Here is a 20473-nt window from a genome sequence, read left to right as displayed (position 1 = left end):
CTTTGAATTGTTTGTTGAACTTCGTCATACTAAGGCCCCCTATATATACTTTTATTGTATCACTTTATGGAAAACCTCAGTTTGACTTGTCCTATTTATATGCTAGCACCATAAGTCATCATCCTTTCTATAGCGTTTTACCTCATTATAGCATAGGTTGACTTTCTTTTCACAATATGATAGCGTGAGGCGTGGGGATTGTTTCGAGGTGGTTTTTGCCATCAGGCGTGATCCTATTATCATAATCGTAGTTCGTTTGTAGTTCATCGTTCATCGTGATCAAAAAATTTTAATTCTTTACGACCTACGATGAACGACCTACGACGAACGTAAAAAAGCACTGTCGCTTTGCGGCAGGCCTCTAGTCAAAGGATGTGTGATTATGCATGCAGTAAAGACATATGATGTCATTATCATCGGGGCCGGTCCGGCCGGTATTTTTACGGCACTGGAACTGGCCGATAAAGGATTTAAGATCCTCATGGTCGAAAAGGGACAGGATATACGGGAGCGCATTGCGACGAGCCTGAACAAGAAGGCCCTGCCCAAGGATAAGATGCGCAATGTCGTCTGTGGCTGGGGCGGCGCCGGTGCCTTCAGTGACGGCAAACTGACGCTGACGACGGAATACGGCGGCAATCTCGACGACTATATGTCCAAGGCCGACCTCATGGATAAGATACGTTACGTCGACGACGTCTACTGCCGCTTTGGCGGCGCCGGCCGCAAGGTCTATGGCGATGAAAACAAGGAATGTATCCGCGATATCAAGCGCAAAGCGGCTGCTGCTGACCTGCGCTTCATCCCGGCCCGCATCCGCCATCTGGGGACCGATGTCAATGCCCAGATCCTGACCAATATGCGCGATTTCCTGGAAGGGAAAGTCGATATCATGGCCGATACGGCAGTCGATCACATCGTCGAAGAAAAAGGGGAAATCAAAGGCGTCCTCATCGGCGGCCAGTTCTACGCCTGCCGCTATCTGGTCAGCGCACCGGGCCGGGAAGGGTCGGAATGGTTCGTCCACGAAGTCGAAAAGATGGGCCTCAAGCTGACGTCCAATGCCGTCGATATCGGCGTCCGCGTGGAAATGCCGGCAGAAGTCCTGGAAACGATTACCGACGTCGTCTATGAATCGAAGCTCATCTATTTCAGCAAATCCTTTGACGACCGGATCCGCACGTTCTGTATGAACCCTTATGGTTTCGTCGTCGAAGAGAATAACGACGGCCTGCTCACGGTCAACGGCCACAGTTATGCTCACAAGAAGAGCGAAAACACGAATTTCGCCATCCTCGTATCCAAGAAATTCACGGAACCTTTCCATGAACCAATCAAATACGGGAAATACATCGCCAACCTGGCCAATATCCTCGGCGGCGGCGTCATCGTCCAGCGCCTGGGAGACTTCCTCGACGGGCGGCGGTCGACGCCGGAACGCATCCAGCGGGGCCTGGTCCGGCCGACCATGCCCAATGCGACGCCAGGGGACTTATCGCTGGTCCTGCCGTACCGTCATATGCAGGATATCAAGGAAATGCTGGAAGCCCTCGATGCCGTAGCACCTGGTGCCAATTCGCGCCATACCCTGCTGTACGGCGTGGAAGCCAAGTTCTACTCGAACCGGCTGGAATTGAGCCATGTCCTGGAAACGAAGATTCCCAACTTCTTTGCCATCGGCGATGGCGCCGGCATCACCCGCGGCCTGGTACAGGCTTCGGCAACCGGCGTGACAGTCGGTCAGGAAATCCTGCGGCGGGAAGAAAAGTAAATAGCGTCATTCTTTGAACCGGTATCCGGCACCCCAGACCGTCTCGATGTAGATGGGTTTGGCCGGGTCCGGTTCTATTTTTTCGCGGATACGGTTGATGTGGACCATGACTGTCGCCGTGTCGCCTTCGGCGTCGAGGCCCCAGACGCGCTCGAAGAGTCGGTCCCGGCTGAAGACCAGGCCGGGATGCTTGGCCAGGAAGACGAGGAGCTCGAATTCGCGGTTGGTCAGGGCGATTTCTTCTCCTTTGACGTAGACCCGGTGCTTATCGACATAAATTTCCAGGTCGCCGCTGCGGATGACTTCGCCATCGGCCGCTTTCTGCTGGGCCTTGCCCATGAGCCGTTCATAACGTGTGATGTGGGCCTTGACGCGGGCTACGAGCTCTGTCGGGCTGAAGGGTTTGATGATGTAGTCGTCGGCACCGAGGCCCAGGCCGCGTATCTTGTCCATGTCTTCCCGCTTGGCCGATACCATCAGGATGGGGACTTCCTTTTCCTCGCGGATGCGGCGGCAGATGTGAAAGCCGTCGGTCCCGGGCAGCATGATGTCCAGCAGGATGAGGTCGAAATTTTCCTGCAGAGCCCGTTCCAGGCCTTTCGTACCATCCGTTTCGATGACGCTCTCAATGGCACTGGCTTCGAGAAAATCCCGTTCCAGTTCGGCAATTTCTAAGTTATCTTCGATGATCAGAATCCGTTTCATAGTATTCCTCCTCTATCCGCGGCAAGGTGATGACGACGGTCAGGCCGCCGCCGGGTGTTGCTTCTGCATGGATCTGGCCGTGCAGGGTCGTAATGATTTGTTTGGCAATGGCCAGGCCCAGGCCGCTGCCCTTTTGGACGTCCGTCCGGGCGGCATCGGTCCGGTAAAAACTGTCGAATAAGCGGGGCAGGTCTGCCGCCGGGACACCTGGCCCGTGGTCGGCTGCGGTCAGGACGACGGCCTGCGGCGTTTCGGCGAGGTGCAGGTCCATGGTGACTGTAGGGCCCTCTTTATATTTCAGGGCATTTTCTAATAGGTTGTCGATGACCCGCTGGAACTGCATCCTGTCGATAGCTGTCCAGGCCGGACCGGCTGGCGGCGAATAGTGCAGGATGAGGCCCCGCTCGGCCAGGCGTTCCGTGTTTTCGGCGGCGAAATCAGCGAAATAATCGCGCAGCGATACCCGTTCCATCATAAAGGATACTTGGCCCAAGTCGAGTTTGGAAAAGAGGAACAGCCTGTCGACGAGTTTTTCCAGGGTGCAGGCGTTCTGGTAGATGAGCTCGACGTAATGATGGCGCTTTTCAGCGGTCTTGGCGATGCCGACCAGGATGCCGCTGGCATAGCCTTTGAGCAGGGTCAGGGGCGTCGACAGGTCATGGGAGATGCCGGCGATGAGCTCTTTGCGGTTCTGCTCATACTTTTCCTGGGCCAGGCGGGCTGAGCGCAGCTGGCGGCGCATGTGGTCGAAGGCTTCACAGGTCCGGCCGAGTTCATCGCGCGACGACAGGCGGAGTTCGTAGTCGAGATTGCCTTTCTCGATTTCAGCTGCCGCTGTCCGAAGCGCTGCCAGCGGCGTCAGTATCTGGCGGGACAAGACGCGGGACAGGATGAAGCCGCAGGCGATGATGATGGCGCTGGCCGTGCCGACGATGAACAGGAGCAGCATTTGCATGACGCCCTTGCCCATGCCTTCGCGGATGCCGCTTTTAGCGATGAACGGCGTATTGCCGGCAGCGATGACCGTCGTCCCGCTGTGGGGGGACGTGTAGCGGAAAAAGAAACCGTCGCCGTCCCAGGTCATGACCGTCTGCTGGCCATGGGCTTTTTTCAGGACCCTGTCGGCCAGACCATAAAAGTCGATGCCCGGCGTGATATAGGCGACCTGGTCGTTGCGGACGATGGCCGTGGCAATGCCCAGGTCTTCCAGGACCCGGCAGTCTTCGCGCATATCCTTGACCTTTAACGGCCCAGGCCGTTCGGCCTTGACGCGAAGGGAACTGACCGTATACTGGATGGACAGGGCCGGCCCCTTTTCCGGCCATAACGTCGTCAAATCATTGTGAGGCGATGAAAAGCGGAGTCCTGAGATGAGCAGGAATCCCAGGGCCGTCAAAATAGCGATGGGAACAAAGACCATGGTAAAATTAGTGATGAGCAGGCGGTGTCGCAGTGAAATATCACGTATATGCAGCATAAACAGGCCATCCTTTCGTAGTGATAGTTTCATTATAGAGTGATTCGTGGCTCGTGGCTAGTGGCTCATGGCTCGTAGGGGGATGTCGCACGAAGGTTTCTGCCATCATGCGCGGCTCCTTTTTCTCTATAGTTTGTAGCATGGAGTTTGTAGTTTGTAGAAAACTAAAAACTACAAACTACAAACTTAAAACTACAAAAGAGGCTGTCTTAATGCGACAGCCTCTTTTGTATCAAGCTAATCTTCAATTTCTGTATGGATGATGGTGCCGTTAGTGGCGTCTACGAGGACGTCATAGCGGACGGAGCCGGATGTGACGCGGACTTTATACATGGGGTGGAAGGCGTTTTGCGGCATAGCGCCCTGCGGCGGCTGGCCATTCCTATCCGGCTGGCCCTGGGGCGGTGTCATGGGGACGACTTGTTTGTCGGCCTGGCCGTCTGCTGCGGCTTTGGCCGTAGCCCCGGCAGCGGCGTCTGCGCCAGGACGACCGGCTTTCATGCCTTCCGGTCCGCGCTGTTCGCCTCTTTCATCGCCTTTGCGGTCTTTGGCTTTCGGCTTTTCTTTGCGGTCGCCTTTGCGGCCGTCTTTCGGACCGTGTTTGGCACTGTTCATATCGAAGAGGGCGATTTCTTTGAACGTCAGTTCACTTTCGTCTTTGCCGATGGCCTGGGCGGCAGCGGCGCAGGCCTGGTCTTCGCTGATGAGGGAGATGTTGTGCTGGTCGGCCTGGGCCTTGGTCATCTGGGCCATGGCGTCGACCCGTTCGGCGTGACGGGCCAGATGCTGCTGGTGCAGATAGTAGTGGCCGCCGGCTGTGGCTACGACGCAGACGACGCAGAAGGCAGCAGCGATTTTTGCATTGCGGGCCGTGCAGACTTTATTTTTAATCGAAACGAGTGTATCTTGCCATTTTTCCTGGGTCATGATGAATTCCTCCTGTCTTCAATCACTTATTCTTGACTACGAGGACAGTATAACGGATAAATCTAAAATCGAGCTAAACCAGGCCGTAAGAATTACATAAATATAGTATAATGGTTGTGGGGCGGGTTATATGCTGTCATGCGTGAGCTCGTTGCCTTGAAAGTTGTTCGTTCGTAGTTCATCGTTCGTCGTGATGAAACGGTTTTTAAAGCGCTTACGACTAACGATGAACGACCTACGACCTACGTAAAACAAGGCCGTCTTTGTACGATGACCTTATTCTGAATACTGTAACATCAAGGAGGTATCTACCATGAACGATGAACGTTTGAAATTGACTCAAATGGCGTCCTGCTCCGGTTGAGGCGCTAAGTTAGGGCCAGGGACACTGGCTCAATTGTTGGACGGGCTTCCAACACACAAAGATGACCGCCTCCTCGTTGGCTATGATAAGAGCGACGACGCGTCGGTCTATCAGGTGAGCGACGATCTGGCTGTCGTCCAAACGGTCGATTTCTTCCCGCCTATCGTCGACGATCCTTATTTATTCGGTCAAATTGCGGCGGCCAACGCCCTGAGCGACGTCTATGCCATGGGAGCCGAAGCCAAACTGGCCATGAACGTCATGTGCGTCAATCTGTCCATGGGCCGCGAAGCCATCCGGGCTATCCTCGAAGGGGGCTACCAGAAGGCCTATGAAGGCGGTGTCATCATCACCGGCGGCCATACTATCGAAGACAAGGAACCGAAATACGGCTTGTCCGTCACGGGTTTCGTCCATCCGCAGAAACTGCTGCGCAACTCGTCGGCCCGGCCTGGCGATGTCCTCATCCTGACCAAGCCCTTAGGCGTGGGCATCCTCATGACGGCAGCCCAGGGCGATTTCGTGGCCAAGCCGCTCCTGCAGCAGCTCTACGACCAGATGGCCCAGCTCAATAAAGGGGCCCGCGACATCATGGTCGGCTACGACGTCCACAGCTGTACCGACGTTACGGGCTTCGGCCTGCTCGGCCATGCCTGTGAAATGGCCGACGGCAGTGGAACGACGATTCATTTTCAGAGTGACGCCATTCCCTACCATAAACAGGCATTGGACATGGCAGCCATGGGGCTGATCCCGGCTGGAGCCTACCGCAACCGCGACTTTGCTGCGGGACGCGTCAAGGCGGACGGCGCTGATAAGCGCTTCATGGACATCCTCTACGATCCCCAGACTTCGGGCGGCCTGCTCATCGCTGTCGCTGAAAAGGACGCACCGGCCCTGGAAAAAGCCTTGAAAGACTCGATTCCCTGTGCGGCCGTCGTCGGCTATGTGACCGAGCGGGACAAATGGTCCATCGTAATCGATTGAACCTCTCCCGCTTATAGAAGCGGGAGATTCTTGAGAAGGTTGCTGTTTAAGTTTCCTCCTGAAATCAGGATAGCCTTATTCTCAAAGGGCTGTCCAAAAGCCCCTTACACAGTCCCTCGAAATCGAAGTTCTGCTTACTTTTACGAAGTATATTGGCGGCGCCGTTGATGTCGGCATTGGCCGTCCTGCCGTTGGCGAAGCGGTACAGGCCGCGCCGGATTCGTTTCCCGCTGAACGTTCCTGTATAGGGGGCATCCGGCTGGTATACGGGAATATCATCCAAATCCAGGCAGCTGGCCTGAGAGGTATAGGATTCTTCCTGTTCCAGATAGGTTATCCCATAGCGTTCACACAGGTGTTTCAAGGTACTACGCAGATAGCTCAGGTTGATTTGAGTGAAATGCTGATTCGTCACTTTGCCCAGCTTTAGTCCTCGTTTGAAATCGCGATTATAGCCGCAGACAAGGGCCCCTATCTGATGACTGATGCAAAAATCGAGGATATAGCGGGCTGTCTTGCGAAGGATGTCCTGCATCCGGAAATGGCGTTTCTTCGCTAACTGACAGAGCTGGTTCGTCGTATTCTGGCCCTGCTTGGCGGCAATGCTTTGGAGTCTGGCTTTGCGTTTGTTCCAATACTGGTTGATAGATTTGAGTTTACGACCGTCCATGAGGAACGACGTCCCCGTATTGGTAACGCAGGCGGCCAGATTGTCCAGGCCCAAGTCGATAGCTAGGACACGGTCTGGCGAGGTTTTCACTGGTTCCGGGTCCTGTAAGTAGCAATACTGAATCTTGAAATACCGTCCGCCATACATAGGACAGATGCGGACTTCCTGAATCGTCTTATCCTTCAGCCTGTCGGGAACAGGAATCCGAATCCGATGGCCGTGATGGCGTTTCATATATTCACGGCTCATCGGCACCGTCAGGAAACCATCCTTAATATTGATGGCGGCTGTCGACAAAACGAGATGGAACAAGCCCCCTTTTTCACGGTAGTGTGGCAGGCGGACAGCCTTTGAGCCATAGTCTCCAGACTTTACTTTCTTTAAAAGGCTGAAAAAGGACCGAAAACTGCGGTCGGCTACCTTCAATATCTGTTGAGAAACACCAGCCTGCAACAAGCCGTAGTTTTCATTTTTCTTGCAGATGGGGTAATTTTCTTCGTACCGCAAGAATTGCTGGGTATCGAAGTAATGCTGCCGAATCGTATAGACCGCTACATTGTACAGATTATTGCTGTATTGGCACATTTCCCGGAGCATCGTATACTCTTGTTTCGACAAGCCGCGGATGACATTCGATTGCGTCAAGTACATCTAGGATTCACCTCCTCTGTTACCTACCATTATACCGTAGACGAAGTGAAAAGGCTAAGATGGAAAAGACGTAGGGTGGATTTCGCAGGCATCGAACCTGCGAAATCCATCGCCATTGATGCCCCTACCTAAAAAGAGGAAGGAGTCTTCTGGCGAAACTATGATAAAACTTGTAAAAACGGCTACCTTCAGCCCCATAGATAGTGTATAATAAAGTTGGTGAGTTTTTTTACCGTACTCATGTCAACTACAAAGGAGAGATCAACTGTGATTGAACGCTATACGAAACCGGAAATGGGTCATATTTGGACAGAATACAATGAATGGGATACGATGAAACAGGTCGAAATCCTGGCTAGTGAAGCACAGGCCGAACTGGGCAACATCCCGAAAGAAGCGGCTAAGGAAATTCGCGAAAAAGCTGCTTTTTCTGTCGACCGCATCCATGAAATCGAAGCGGAAACACACCATGACATTGCGGCTTTCGTCTCGACGCTTTCGGAAAATATCGGCGAAGCCGGTAAATATGTACACCTCGGCCTGACCTCGACAGACGTCAAAGACACGGCTCTGGGCTACATGCTCAAACAGGCTTCGGACATCCTCATCAAGGACCTGGAAAACTTCCACGCCGTATTGCGCCGCCGCGCCGTTGAATTCAAATATACGCCGTGCATCGGCCGTACCCACGGCATCCATGCCGAAGCGACGACGTTCGGCCTCAAGCTGTGCAACTGGATGGCTGAAATCGAACGCGACATCGACCGCATGAAACACGCCAAGGAAACGATTTCCGTCGGCAAGATCTCCGGTGCTGTCGGTACCTATGCCGACATTGATCCCTTTGTTGAAAAATATGTCTGCGAACATCTCGGCATCGCTGCTTCGCCGATTTCGTCGCAGACCTTGCAGCGCGACCGCCATGCTGAATACGTAACGACCCTGGCTGTCATTGCCAGCTCCATCGACAAGATGGCTACGGAAATCCGTCACCTCCAGCGCACGGAAGTCCGCGAAGCCGAAGAATACTTCAGCCCCAAACAGAAAGGCTCTTCCATCATGCCTCACAAACGCAATCCTATCACTTGTGAACGCATGTGCGGCTTGGCCCGCGTCATCCGCGGCAACGCCCAGGCTGCTTTGGAAGACGTCGCGCTCTGGCACGAACGCGACATTTCCCATTCGTCTGTCGAACGCGTCATCCTGCCGGACAGCACTATCGCTCTGGACTACATGCTCCAGACTTTCACCCGCGTCATCGACAAGCTCCTGGTCTATCCGGACAAGATGATGAAGGACCTCAACCTCACTGGCGGCCTCATCTACAGCCCGATCATCCTCAACACGCTCGTTGAAAAAGGCGCTGTCCGCGAACAGGCATACCGCTGGGTTCAGCGCAATGCCATGAAACGCTGGCTCGAAGGGGAAGACTTCCTGGAAAACCTGAAAAAAGACGAAGACGTCACGAAATACATGACAGCCGAAGAAATCGAAGGCTGCTTCGACGTCAAGAAGATGCTCAGCCACGTCGACACCATCTTCGCACGTTTCGGAATTTAAAAATAGTTTGTAGGGGCTCGCACGTGGCGAGCCCGCCCCGAGGATATGTAAAAAAGGGTTTGTCGTCGTGCGGCAAGCCCTTTTTTGCTGTCTCGGAAATCTGCATCCACGAAAGCCTCTCCTAACAGGAGAGGTGGCTCAAAGGGCCGGAGCGGTTAACCTCTCAGTCAGCTGCGCTGACAGCTCTCCTAACAGGAGAGCCGGGCCGCCCTTTGGGCGGCCCCTACGAACCACGAACTACGAGCCACGAATCCCTCAGGAGGTGATTTTATGTATTATTTCGATAATGCGGCGACGACGGCGCAGAAGCCGGAGGCCGTCGCCCGGGCCGTTTATAATGTCCTGTCATCGGGAACCGTGGGCAACCCGTCCCGCGGGGCCCATGGCTACGCCCTGAAGGCCTATGGCATCGTCTTGCAGGCCAAGGATGATGTAAAGGCCTTGTTCCACTGCGGCCCGGAATACGATGTCGCCTTTACGCATAACTCGACGGCAGCCCTGAACATGGTCCTCAAAGGGCTCATCCATCCCGGCGACGGCGTTTTGACGACGTCGTGGGAACACAATGCCGTCCTGCGGCCGCTTTACCAGCTGGAAGCCCAAGGCGTATCCCTGGCTTTCATCGCCAGCGATAGTCCCGGCGGCGCCTTGCAGTATGACACCATGGAAGAACGGCTGACACCGCGGACGAAATGGTTCGTCTGCAACCACGCGTCGAACGTGACCGGCAATGTTTTGGACCTGCCCCGTATCAAGGCCTTCTGCCAGCGTCACCATCTGGGGCTCATCGTCGATGTATCCCAGACAGCCGGTGCCATCGACGTCGACTTATCCGATGGCATCGTCACGGCAGCCTGCTTTACGGGCCATAAATCGCTTTACGGGCCAGGCGGGACGGGCGGCATCGTCATCCGCCGCGATGCTGCTGTGACGCCGTACATCACCGGCGGCGACGGCGTCCATTCCTTCGAGCGGGAGCAGCCGTCGGCTGTCCCCGGTGTCTTTGAAGCGGGTACGGCCAACGTAGCGGGCATTGCCGGCTTCGACGCCGGGATAAAGCAGCTCCTGGATGGTGGCGTCGCCGCTGCGGCTGCTCATCAGGAAGCACTGGCCCGGATTTTCGTACCTGCCGTCCAGGCCATCCCGGGTATCCGCCTGTATGGCGACTTTTCCGGACCCCGCGTCGGCGTCTACAGCCTCAATGTCGGCGATGCTGAATCGGCCGTCGTCAGCGACATCCTTTGGCAGACATATCAGATGGCGACGCGCCCGGCCTATCACTGTGCGCCCCTCATCCATCAGGCCCTGGGGACGGCCGTCCAGGGAACGGTACGCTTTTCTTTTTCCCAGTTCACGACGGCTGACGACGTCCGGGCCGCTGTCCGGGCCTTGCGGGCCATTGCGGCGATGTAAGATTTTCTGGCAATCCATCAGGAAAACTTGACTGCTTTGGTATAGTAATATATAATGGATATAGTTATAAAAGACAAATAGTCAAAAGAAAGGTGGAATCTCTCATGGAATATAAATTCACAGCCGATAATTTTCAGCAGGAAGTATTGAACAGCAGCCAGCCGGTCATGGTCGACTTTTTCGCTAACTGGTGCGGCCCGTGCCAGATGATGGGACCGGTCATCGCCAATCTGGCCGAAGAATATGCCGGCAAGATTAAGATCGGCAAAATCAATGTCGACGAAAATCCGGGCGTAGCCCAGGCCTATGAAGTCGCCACGATCCCGAACCTGGTCTTCTTCAAAGACGGGAAAGTGGTCAACCGCGTCATCGGCGTCGTCCCGGACAATGTATTGAAAGAAAAATTAGACGCTTTGCTCAAATAAGCAGCTGGCGCCGGAGGAGGATTTTCATGAAAAATTATTCCTATATGACCCAGGGGACTTGTGCCCGTCAGATTACCTTCAGCCTGGAAGACGGCAAACTGCATGACGTCCATTTCGTAGGCGGCTGTCCCGGCAATACACTGGCTCTCAGCAAGTTGTTGGAAGATACCGATGCCGCCCGGGCCGTAAAGCTCCTGAAAGGGAATCCCTGCGGTGACCGCGGTACCTCCTGTGCCGATCAACTGGCCATCGCCGTCGAACAGGCCTTGAAACAAGGCGCCTGATGGCGGAGTCAGTCTATGGCGTCGCCCTGGTGTCGTCGACACGGCAGGCTATGGAAGGCGAAAAGCTGGCCAAGGCAGCCGGCCTGGCTGTGCGCATCATTCCGACGCCGGGGAAGCTCGACGCGTCGTGCGGCTTTTCCCTGCGCTATGAACTGGTTGATGAAGCGGCCCTGACAGCTCTCCTCGATGAGGAGGGGCTGGCATGGGTCGCTTTATATCATGCCTGCCGCCAGGGCCTGACCGTTACGTACACTAAAATCAGAGAAGGGTGATATTATGGCCAGACATATCGTCATCGGGACGGCCGGCCATGTCGATCATGGCAAGACGACGCTGGTCCGGGCCCTGACCGGGATCGATACGGATACGACAGCGGAAGAAAAGAAACGGGGATTGACCATCAACCTGGGCTTTGCCTGGCTCGACCTGCCTGACGGTACGCGGGCCGGCATCGTCGATGTACCGGGTCATGAAAAGTTCATCAAGAATATGGTCGCCGGCCTGCCGGGCCTCAATCTGGTCCTGCTCGTCGTCGATGCCAACGAAGGGGTCATGCCGCAGACGAAAGAACATCTCGACATCTTGACCCTTCTTGGCGTGCATAAATTCATCATCGTCGTCACCAAGGCCGACACCGTCGACGACATGCTGCTCAGCCTGACCCTGCAGGATATCCGACAGAATCTGGCCGATACGGCAGCCGAAGGGGCACCTATTGTCGTCACCGATGCCGTCAGCGGCCGCGGCCTGACAGAACTGGTCGATGAAATCCAGGCCATGGCAGCGACGCTGCCCATGGAAAGCGCTCAGGGGATGGGCCGTCTCAACGTCGACCGGTCGTTCTCCATCAAGGGATTCGGGACTATCGTCACGGGGACCCTCATCGACGGCCCCATGATGAATGGCCGCGAAGTCTGGCTTTATCCCGGCGGCCGGCGCCTGCGCATCCGCAATATGCAGGTCCACGAGCAGGATGTCCTGCGGGCCGACCCGCCGCAGCGGACGGCATTGAACCTGGCAGGCATTTCCTGTGGCGCCATCCATCGCGGTGACGTCCTCTGTACGGCGCCGGATTTTACAGCGACGCGGATGATCGATGTCAAAGTGACCTGCCTGGCTGACGCGCAGCCCCTTTTTCTATGGCAGCGCATGCGCCTCCTCGTCGGGACGCGGGAAGTCATGGCCCGCATCGTACCCTTGGGAGCCGAACAGATTGCGCCGGGGACGGAGGGCTTTTTGCAGCTGCGCCTGGAGCAGGATGAAATCTATGTCAAGGCTGGGGACCGTTTCATCCTGCGGACCTTTTCGCCCATGCATACCGTAGCCGGCGGGGAAATCCTCGACGCCCATCCGCAGAAACACCGCCGCTTCAAAGACGACGTCGTGACCAGCCTGGAAGCCCGCGATGCCGGTCTGACGGACGACGTCGTCGCCGGCTTCCTGCGCCTGCGCCAGGTCCCCTTTACCCAGGCTGACGTCATTGCCGGGGCGACGGACCTGCCTTTGGACAAGGTCGAACTGGCCCTGGACCATTTGCGGCAAAATGGGATTGTCCGCCGGACCCGTCAGGGCTATATCCACGGTGATGTCTATAAGACCTGGCAGGCCAAGGCCCTGCAAGTCCTCCTGGCCTATCATAGAGAGAAACCGCTGCAGCCTGGGATTCCCCAGCCGGCCTTCCGGAGCCGCCTGCATCTCGATGAAAATGACGGGACGGCCCTATTGCGGCTGCTGACGGCTGGCGGCGTCTGCCGCCTGTCCCGCCAGTGCGTAGCGGCGAAACAATTCCGTATCACCTTTTCTCCGTCTCAGCGGAAATTGCAGTCGGCTATTGAAAAGAAGCTGGACCACAGCGGCTATGTGCCCGTCCCGGTCCGCGACGTCCGGGCTTTGGGCCGGGAAGCCCAGGCCGTCGCCGATGCCCTCAACGGCAAGAGTCTCGTCTTCTTATCGCCTGATTTCATCTTGTCGAAGCGCTACATGATGAAAGCCGCTAAAGCGGCCTGCCGGTATCTGCAATCAGGCTGTCCGCTGACACTCGGCGATTTTCGCGATGTCCTGGGAGTCAGCCGCCAGCAGGCCCTGCTCATCCTGGAATATATGGACCGCTGTGGCATTACCCGCCGCGTTGCCGACGGGCGCCTGGCCGGACCGGCAGCCCGGAAATATGAAATAAAAGGGGAGAATGACCATGGATGAAGAACGACAGCAGCTGCTCCGTCAGCTGCCCGATGTAGACCATTTACTGCAGCGGCCGGTACTGCTGACCTGGCAGGAGCGGAAATCGCGCCAGGCTGTCCGCGATGCCGTCCGGAACGTATTGGATGAACGGCGTCAGGCCATCTTGGCCGGCCAGTGGGAACAGCCTTTTTCCGGCGATGACTTTGACCGGGCCGTCGTCTCCCGCCTGCAGGCAGAAGAAACGGGCCATCTGCGCCGGGTCATCAACGCTACCGGAACGGTCCTGCATACGAATCTGGGCCGGGCTGTTTTCAGTCCGGACCTGGCCCGTCACATTGCCAATCTGGTCTGCCATTACAGCAATTTAGAATACGACCTGGCTTCCGGCAAGCGGGGATCGCGCTATGACCACGTCCGGGAACTTCTCTGTGAGCTGACCGGTGCCGAAGATGCCATCGTCGTCAATAACAATGCCGCTGCCGTCCTCTTGACCCTGTCCAGCATGGCCACCGGCCGGGAAGTCGTCGTGTCGCGGGGGGAACTCGTCGAAATCGGCGGCTCCTTCCGGATTCCCGACGTCATCGAACAGAGCGGCGGCCGTATCTGCGAAGTCGGTACGACCAACAAGACTCATTTGTCCGACTACGAACGGGCCATCGGCGAAGATACGGCGGCCCTCATGAAGGTCCACACCAGTAATTACCGCATCATCGGTTTTACCGAGAGTGTTTCCGCTTCGGACCTGGCCCGCCTGGCCCATGACCACGGCCTGCCCTGCATCAACGATGTCGGCAGCGGCCTGTTCGTCGATTTGGCCGCATGGGGACTGCCTCATGAACCGACGGTCCGGGAAGTGTTGGACGCTGGCTGCGATGTCGTGACTTTCAGCGGCGACAAGCTCCTGGGCGGCCCTCAGGCGGGTATCATCGTCGGTAAAGCCGCCTATCTGGATGCCATGAAACACCATCCCCTGCTGCGGGCCCTGCGCGTCGATAAGATGACCCTGGCCGGTTTGCAAGGGACTTTGCAGACCTATCGCGACGGTACGGCCGTTTGCCAGATCCCGACGCTGTACTGCCTGGCCCAGACGAAGAAAGAGACGCGGGGACGGGCGGAACGGCTGTTGCAGGCCCTGCATACAGATGACCTGCCGGCCTGCGTTTCCCTGCGCCGTGTAGACGATTGTGTCGGCGGCGGCGCCTGCCCCGATGCCGTCCTGCCGGGCTGGGCCCTGGCCATTGATCCCTATGACCTGTCGGCGGAAAAACTGGAACAGCGCCTGCGCCAGGCCGACATCCCCATCATCGCCCGCGTCCAGCACTGTGCCGTCGTCCTGTCCCTGCGCACCATCAGCGACGACGAATTCCCGGACGTCGCCCGCATCGTGCGGGAAGCGTTGGGCGTTTGAGCGTCGCGTGGAGGTTTCTGCCATCATGTATGAGCGGGCGCCCTACGTGGCGTCCATACAAAAACGAGGCGCGAATCACGAAACTTTCCGCCATTTACCGTGAGATGCATCCCCATTTGGTCAGACGGGCCGCCTAGCCACAGCTGTCCGTTTTGGCAACCGTCTTGCGCCTCTCGTTGGTCGGCACCTGACGGGCCAAAAAGGCTCAGGACGGCCCCTACGAACCCCTAGCCACTAGCCACTAGCCACTAAAAAAGGGGCTGTCGCACGAAGGCTTCTACCATCATGCGCGGCCCCGTTTACTTTATAGTTTGTAGCACAGAGTTTGTAGTTTGCAGAGAAAACCTTTAAATTTAAACCCATCCGCTAACAACTAACAACTAGCCACTAACAACTTTAAAGGGCTTGTCGTCGTGCGACAAGCCCTTTTTACACCCCTTACCGCGGGGATGATTGGCCGATGATTTCTTTTCCTTCTACGAACTGGACCGTAGGATTCGGTTTTTTCTTTTCAATAAGGTCGACCATGAGGTGCAGACAGTGCTGACCGATTTCGCCCATGGGAATATCGACGCGGGACAGGGAGGGAATGGCGTAATCGTTGAACTGAGCCATGTTGATCCCAATGGTGAAGACCTCTACGTCCTGGGGAATCGAGATTCCCAGTTCATGGCAGGCATAGAGTATGCCGTGGGCCAGGACGTCGGATTCACAGAACATAGCCCGGGGCATCCGCTTTTCTTCGTAGAGCTTCTTCGTAGCTTCTACAGCGCTCGATGAAGACGTATCGCAGAGGATGATGTTTTCTTCCGGAACGGTGTGGCCGGCCTTGGCGAAGGTGTCGAGGAAGCCCTGCATCCACGTGCGCATGATCGGGAACGACGTGTCATGGGTCAGGACGCCGGCGTCGAAGATGCCCTTGTCCAGGAAGTGCTGGGCGACGTTGCAGCCGATAGTATAGTTGTCCATGGTGACGCTGCTGTATTTATCCGATTCCCGGTTAAAGAGGACGACAGGGCAGGGGATATGGATGGAATTGAGGTAGTCCATATCTTTATTGGACATATTCGCGATGATGATGCCGTTGAAAAATTCATTCTGCATGGCTTCGAGCTGTTTTTGCAGCTGGTCGACCTTATAAGGGACGACGGTCAGATGAATGGCTTTGTCCTGTTTCATGATTTCTTCCTGGATGCCGAGGGTGATGCGGGCCAGGTAGTTGATACGGAAGTCCGTTGCCCAGTAGAAGGCAATGGCATAGCTGTCCTTTTTAGCCGACCGCAGTTTTTTGGCCGACTGGTTGGGGACGTAATTCAGGTCTTGTGCAATTTTGTATATACGCTGTTGTGTTTCCTGCGAGATTTTCCGTTCCCGGCCCTTGCCGTTCAGGACGATGGAAACGGTGGCGATGGAAACGCCAGCAGCTTTGGCAATGTCTTTAATTGTGGACACGATGGCCACCTCCACTCTTGCTTTTATTTTGACATAAATTAAACGTTTTTTCAAGGAAATCTGTGTTACAGGATGAACAAATATTCATTTTTGTTGTAAGTCGCGAATCGTTTGCAATCATGGTACAATAGAAGCGATTAAGACGAGAAAAGAGGATGTGTATGACAGTGAGCAAAGAACGTTACCGGCGCCAGGCCCTTCATCAAATCGACAATCTGGCCAAGCCGCCGGGAAGCCTGGGACTTTTGGAAAAGCAGGCCAAGCAGATTTTATTGGCCTGGGGGACCTTTCATCGGGAGCTGCGGCCGAAACACATCATCTTTGCCGCCGACAACGGTGTCGTCCGGGCCGGTGTCGTCGCGCAGTTGTCGGATATCACGTATATGCAGAGCTGCCATATGGTACAGGGGACGTCGGCCGTGACCTGTTTCTGCCGCAGCCAGGATATCCCTTATGAAGTCGTCGATGTCGGTATCGACAGTGATGATGCCGTCGGACTGGACCGCAAGATCGCCAGGAGGACAAAGAACTTTGCCGTCGAACCGGCTATGAGCCGGGAAGAGCTGGCGCAAGCCATGGCGACGGGCCGCGAACGGGTGCAGGCAGCGGCCAAAGAAGGCATCAATCTCCTGTCATTCGGGGAAATGGGCATTGGCAACACGACGACGTCTGCCGCTGTCCTTACAGCATTGTCGCCGAAAAAGATGTCCTGGCTGACTGGCTTCGGTTCGGCCCGGGGCAATTATAAACTGCTCTTCCATAAGCGCCGTGTCATCGCAGCCGCCATACAGGCCTATGAAAAAGAAATCCAGACGCCGGCTGATGCCCTGCGCTGCGTCGGCGGCTTTGATTTGGCAGCACTCTGCGGCGCCATGATGGCCTGTGCCGACGAAAAGATTCCCTTTTATATCGACGGCTTCATTACGGCGACAGCCCTGGCCTGTGCCATCGCCATGAAACCTGCCGTCCGCGATTATGCCCTGCCGTCCCATATTTCCCGGGAGCCCGGCATGGCCCAGGCCCTGCGCCTGTGCGGCATCGATGAATACGACGTGCCCATCCAGGCCGGTCTCTCCCTGGGTGAAGGGACGGGGGCCGTCTTGGGCGTCGTCCTCATGAAGACCATGATGTATGCCGTCTGGCATATGGCTACCCTGGACGGCATCAACCAGGAAGCCCAGGACCGCCATGACAACCGCAAAGGAGATGAAACGCATGGATGAAGAAACGAGAAAAAAAGCCCAGGCCATCTTTGAGCGCCTGGGACTGACGGAAGAACAAGCAGTTGAACTCTTTTATAAACGGACCATTGCGGCCGGGAAAATGCCCTTTGCTGCAGCCGAAGGGGAAACCAAGAAAATCAAGAAAAAACGCATGAACGAACGCTTCGCCGAATGGGATGCTTTTTGACGGCCATCGGCTTCTTGGCCCTTTGCGATGCCTTGCCCGCTATGACGCCATCTGCTGCGTTGTCGTCAGTCGCCATAGCCCCGCTATGACTCCTTCCTCCGCCTTGCATATGGTGCCATATCGAACAATGCCTTACGCAGAAGCCAAGAAGTCGATGGCCGTAGACGGTTTTACGAGCCACTAGCCACGAACCACGAGCCACTGTCTCTCCCGACCCGGCAAATTCGGCGCGGATTTGACCGCGTCATTGAGCTCCTGCGGTCCGAAAGGCTCTCCTGCGAAGGGGAGCTGGCCGCCGAAGGCGGACTGAGGGGTTCTTAAATGTACGAGCCACGAACCACGAGCCACTGTCTCTCCCGGCCCGGCAAATCCGGCGCGGATCTGACCGCGTCATTGAGCTCCTGCTGTCCGAAAGGCTCTCCTGCGAAGGGGAGCTGGCCGCCGAAGGCGGACTGAGGGGTTCTTAAATGTACGAGCCACGAACCATGAACCACGAGTAGGGGCGCCCACGTGGGGCGCCCGCCTCTACGAGCCACGAACCACTTTAAATTATTTTTACGAAAGAAGGGATTTTGATGATGTATCCGTTATTACATGAAACGCTGAATGTTGGGTCTCTGGTTTTGAAGAACCGTCTGGTCCTGCCGCCGATGGCGACGGAAAAGTCGGCGAAAGGCCAGGTGACGGATGGGCTGGTCGCTTATTATGGCGATATGGCCCGCAGCGGTCCAGGCCTGATCATTCAGGAACACAGTTTCGTTTCGCCCGAAGGCCGGGCCAGTGCCAACCAGGTGTCGCTGGCGGCCGATGCCGATATTCCCGGACTGCAGCGGTTGACGGCGGCTGTCCACGCTCAGGGCGTACCCATCCTGGCACAGATCAGCCATGCCGGCAGTGCTGCCCATCGGGCCATTACGGGGCAGGAAGTCATCAGTGCCAGTGCCGTTTCCAATCCGTCGCGGGCCGCTTCGGTCCAGGGCCAGCCGGAATTTCCCCGGGCAATGACGCAGGGCGATATCCAGCGCATCGTCCAGGCCTTTGTCGATGCCGCTGTCCGGGCACAGCAGGCCGGCTACGACGGCGTGGAAATCCACTCGGCCCATGGCTATCTGCTGGACCAGTTCTATTCGCCGGTGACCAATAAGCGGACCGATGACTATACGGGCCAGACCTTGGCTGGCCGGACCCGGCTGCACGTTGAAATCATTCAGGCTATCCGCCGCCAGGTCGGGTCTGATTTTGTCCTTTCCCTGCGCCTGGGCGGCAGCGATTATATGGATGGCGGTGCCGTCGTCGGTGATGTCAGCGAAGCGGCTAAGATTTTTGAAACGGCCGGCATCGACATGCTCAGCCTTTCCGGCGGCATGAGCGTCTTCTTCCGCCCTGGTCATACGGAAGCAGGATATTTTGCCGAATTATCGGCAGCAGCCAAAAAAGGGACGACCCTTCCCGTCTTGCTGACCGGCGGCATTGCCGACGGCGCCGAAGCGGAAGCCTTCCTGGAAAAAGGGCAGGCCGACCTCATCGGCATCGGCCGGGCGGCACTCCGGGACCACCAGATTTACCAAAAAATCTTGTCCATGTAGAAAAAAAGCGCTGTCGCATGAAGACAGCGCTTTTTGAGTATTAAGTTTGCAGTTTGTAGTTTTTAGTGAATGGTTTTTAAATTTAAAGTCGTCTTCTATAAACTACAAACTCCGTACTACAAACTTTAAAGAGAAAGGAGCCTCGCACGATGGCAGAAGCCTTCATGTGACAGCTATGAATTATGTTTCAATGAATACGGTCTGTTTTTTTCTGAGCAAAAAGCCATTCTAAGGCGGGCTGCATGGTGTAGGCATGCTGCCAGGTAGAGCGGTGGCTGCCGCCTTGGTACTGGGTCAGGTAGTGGCTGCAGTCCGGCGTGATGAGAGCAGCGGCCTGGGCGTCGACCTGGTCTTGCGGCTGGGTGGGGTCGAGGGTCTGGCTGGCTACTTTGACGCCGCCTTTTTCTAAGTTTTCCATGATTTTTGCCAGGCTCGGGCTGGCACCGGGGTCACCTTGGGAGGTAACGGCCCAGATATGCTGGTGACCTAAGGGCGAAGTGACGGTTTCGTCCCATTTGCAGGCGACGAGGTAAGAGCCGGCGAAGAAGTCCGGATATTTGGCATCCATGGCGATGGATGTCATGCCGCCCATGGACTGCCCCGTATTATAGATGCGGTCCGTATCGATGGAATATTGACGGCAGAGCTGCTGGACGAGATGGATGGTCCGGTCCAGTTCCAGCCCGTACTGATAGTTGTCATCGACGATGATCGTATCGTATTGAGGGGCCAGGACGAAGCAGGGGTGCTTGGCCTGCCATTCCGGCGAGGCGAAGGTAATCCAAAGCCTGCCATTTTTTCAATTTCATGAGAAAACCTCCCTTTTGGACTGTCGCACGAAGGCTTATGCCCTCCTGCGAGGTTCTTTTTCTTTTATGGTTTATATTATAGTACAGCATTTGTAGTTTGCAGAGAAAACCTTTAAATTTAAAACCATCCCCTAGCCCCTAACAACTAAAAAGCGTAAACGGGCGCCCCACGTGGTCGCCCCTACAGAAAAAAAGGGGCTGTCGCATTAAGCCATTTTGGCTTCGTGCGACAGCCCCCCCCCTTTTTTTTTATTCTATTTCATCGTTCTATTCTCTTTTTTATCGCTAAACGTAAAAAAGGTACACGAAACAGACCGGCATCCAGTCGGCAAAAAAAACATGTACCTTTGCTATGTATATAGTTATTCAAGCACTCTTTTTCACTTTTTTTAA

General features: G+C 55.8%; 18 protein-coding genes. 12 read left to right on the top strand and 6 right to left on the bottom strand.

What is annotated here, in order from left to right; genetic code table 11:
* The first annotated feature begins 382 nt into the window (after window positions 1-382).
* On the top strand, window positions 383-1771 hold the full coding sequence (locus ACFCTO_RS11660) for an NAD(P)/FAD-dependent oxidoreductase (RefSeq protein ID WP_302485951.1): 1389 nt from the start codon (window positions 383-385) through the stop codon (window positions 1769-1771).
* Window positions 1772-1777: 6 nt separating this feature from the next.
* On the opposite strand, the gene ACFCTO_RS11655 is transcribed toward ACFCTO_RS11660, so the two are convergent.
* From ACFCTO_RS11655 to ACFCTO_RS11645, 3 genes are all read right to left on the bottom strand, one after another.
* Entirely contained in the window at window positions 1778-2476 is a 699-nt protein-coding gene (locus tag ACFCTO_RS11655) for a winged helix-turn-helix domain-containing protein (RefSeq protein WP_302485952.1), read from the bottom strand.
* On the bottom strand, window positions 2448-3953 hold the full coding sequence (locus ACFCTO_RS11650; protein WP_499876931.1) for a sensor histidine kinase: 1506 nt from the start codon (window positions 3951-3953) through the stop codon (window positions 2448-2450). Before ACFCTO_RS11650 ends, ACFCTO_RS11655 begins: the two co-directional genes overlap by 29 nt.
* A gap of 237 nt (window positions 3954-4190) precedes the next feature.
* Window positions 4191-4880, bottom strand: coding sequence for a hypothetical protein (locus tag ACFCTO_RS11645; RefSeq protein ID WP_302485954.1), 690 nt, complete (start codon window positions 4878-4880; stop codon window positions 4191-4193).
* A gap of 313 nt (window positions 4881-5193) precedes the next feature.
* Between ACFCTO_RS11645 and selD the strand changes: the two genes are divergently transcribed.
* Window positions 5194-6231 (top strand): selenide, water dikinase SelD, encoded by a 1038-nt coding sequence (gene selD / locus ACFCTO_RS11640; protein ID WP_444321390.1) that lies wholly within the window; start codon window positions 5194-5196, stop codon window positions 6229-6231.
* Between the two features lie 64 nt (window positions 6232-6295).
* Here selD and ACFCTO_RS11635 read toward each other — a convergent pair whose 3' ends face one another.
* A complete protein-coding gene (locus tag ACFCTO_RS11635; RefSeq protein ID WP_499876930.1) occupies window positions 6296-7552 on the bottom strand; it encodes an RNA-guided endonuclease InsQ/TnpB family protein in 1257 nt (418 codons plus the stop codon).
* Between the two features lie 267 nt (window positions 7553-7819).
* On the opposite strand from ACFCTO_RS11635, the gene purB reads away from it, so the two are divergent.
* The 7 genes from purB to selA all read left to right on the top strand — a co-directional run bounded on the left by purB (window position 7820) and on the right by selA (window position 14823).
* Window positions 7820-9112, top strand: coding sequence for an adenylosuccinate lyase (gene purB, locus ACFCTO_RS11630; RefSeq protein ID WP_020309837.1), 1293 nt, complete (start codon window positions 7820-7822; stop codon window positions 9110-9112).
* Window positions 9113-9382: 270 nt separating this feature from the next.
* Window positions 9383-10525: an aminotransferase class V-fold PLP-dependent enzyme gene (locus ACFCTO_RS11625; RefSeq protein ID WP_302485872.1), complete on the top strand. Its 1143-nt coding sequence runs from the start codon at window positions 9383-9385 to the stop codon at window positions 10523-10525.
* Window positions 10526-10629: 104 nt separating this feature from the next.
* Window positions 10630-10950 (top strand): thioredoxin, encoded by a 321-nt coding sequence (gene trxA, locus ACFCTO_RS11620; RefSeq protein ID WP_020309836.1) that lies wholly within the window; start codon window positions 10630-10632, stop codon window positions 10948-10950.
* A 26-nt stretch (window positions 10951-10976) separates the two neighbouring features.
* Window positions 10977-11234: a TIGR03905 family TSCPD domain-containing protein gene (locus ACFCTO_RS11615; RefSeq protein WP_020309835.1), complete on the top strand. Its 258-nt coding sequence runs from the start codon at window positions 10977-10979 to the stop codon at window positions 11232-11234.
* Window positions 11234-11506, top strand: a complete 273-nt coding sequence (locus tag ACFCTO_RS11610; RefSeq protein WP_292299905.1) for a putative Se/S carrier protein — start codon at window positions 11234-11236, stop codon at window positions 11504-11506. The genes ACFCTO_RS11615 and ACFCTO_RS11610 overlap by 1 nt, the downstream gene beginning before the upstream one ends.
* 4 nt (window positions 11507-11510) lie before the next feature.
* A complete protein-coding gene (selB, locus tag ACFCTO_RS11605) occupies window positions 11511-13433 on the top strand; it encodes a selenocysteine-specific translation elongation factor (protein ID WP_444321445.1) in 1923 nt (640 codons plus the stop codon).
* Entirely contained in the window at window positions 13426-14823 is a 1398-nt protein-coding gene (gene selA / locus ACFCTO_RS11600; RefSeq protein ID WP_444321444.1) for an L-seryl-tRNA(Sec) selenium transferase, read from the top strand. Before selB ends, selA begins: the two co-directional genes overlap by 8 nt.
* Before the next feature lie 438 nt (window positions 14824-15261).
* Here selA and ACFCTO_RS11595 read toward each other — a convergent pair whose 3' ends face one another.
* Window positions 15262-16275 carry a LacI family DNA-binding transcriptional regulator gene (locus ACFCTO_RS11595; RefSeq protein WP_292299908.1) on the bottom strand — a complete coding sequence of 338 codons (1014 nt, stop codon included), beginning with the start codon at window positions 16273-16275 and terminating at the stop codon, window positions 15262-15264.
* 161 nt (window positions 16276-16436) lie between these two features.
* Here ACFCTO_RS11595 and ACFCTO_RS11590 point away from each other — a divergent pair, with 161 nt between their 5' ends.
* The 3 genes from ACFCTO_RS11590 to ACFCTO_RS11580 all read left to right on the top strand — a co-directional run bounded on the left by ACFCTO_RS11590 (window position 16437) and on the right by ACFCTO_RS11580 (window position 19271).
* On the top strand, window positions 16437-17498 hold the full coding sequence (locus tag ACFCTO_RS11590) for a nicotinate-nucleotide--dimethylbenzimidazole phosphoribosyltransferase (RefSeq protein WP_292299909.1): 1062 nt from the start codon (window positions 16437-16439) through the stop codon (window positions 17496-17498).
* Window positions 17491-17685: a type II toxin-antitoxin system RelB/DinJ family antitoxin gene (locus ACFCTO_RS11585; RefSeq protein ID WP_020311799.1), complete on the top strand. Its 195-nt coding sequence runs from the start codon at window positions 17491-17493 to the stop codon at window positions 17683-17685. The genes ACFCTO_RS11590 and ACFCTO_RS11585 overlap by 8 nt, the downstream gene beginning before the upstream one ends.
* A gap of 575 nt (window positions 17686-18260) precedes the next feature.
* A complete protein-coding gene (locus tag ACFCTO_RS11580) occupies window positions 18261-19271 on the top strand; it encodes an oxidoreductase (RefSeq protein ID WP_444321139.1) in 1011 nt (336 codons plus the stop codon).
* Between the two features lie 187 nt (window positions 19272-19458).
* Here the strand turns inward: ACFCTO_RS11580 and ACFCTO_RS11575 are convergent, their stop codons facing one another.
* A complete protein-coding gene (locus ACFCTO_RS11575; RefSeq protein ID WP_292299911.1) occupies window positions 19459-19863 on the bottom strand; it encodes a hypothetical protein in 405 nt (134 codons plus the stop codon).
* Window positions 19864-20473: the final 610 nt, after the last annotated feature.

This window comes from Megasphaera indica (genome assembly GCF_046614755.1).
Classification (GTDB): Bacteria; Bacillota; Negativicutes; order Veillonellales; family Megasphaeraceae; genus Megasphaera; species Megasphaera intestinihominis.
The sequence above is the reverse complement of the archived record's forward strand: the minus strand, read 5'-3'. Positions and strand labels throughout refer to the sequence as shown.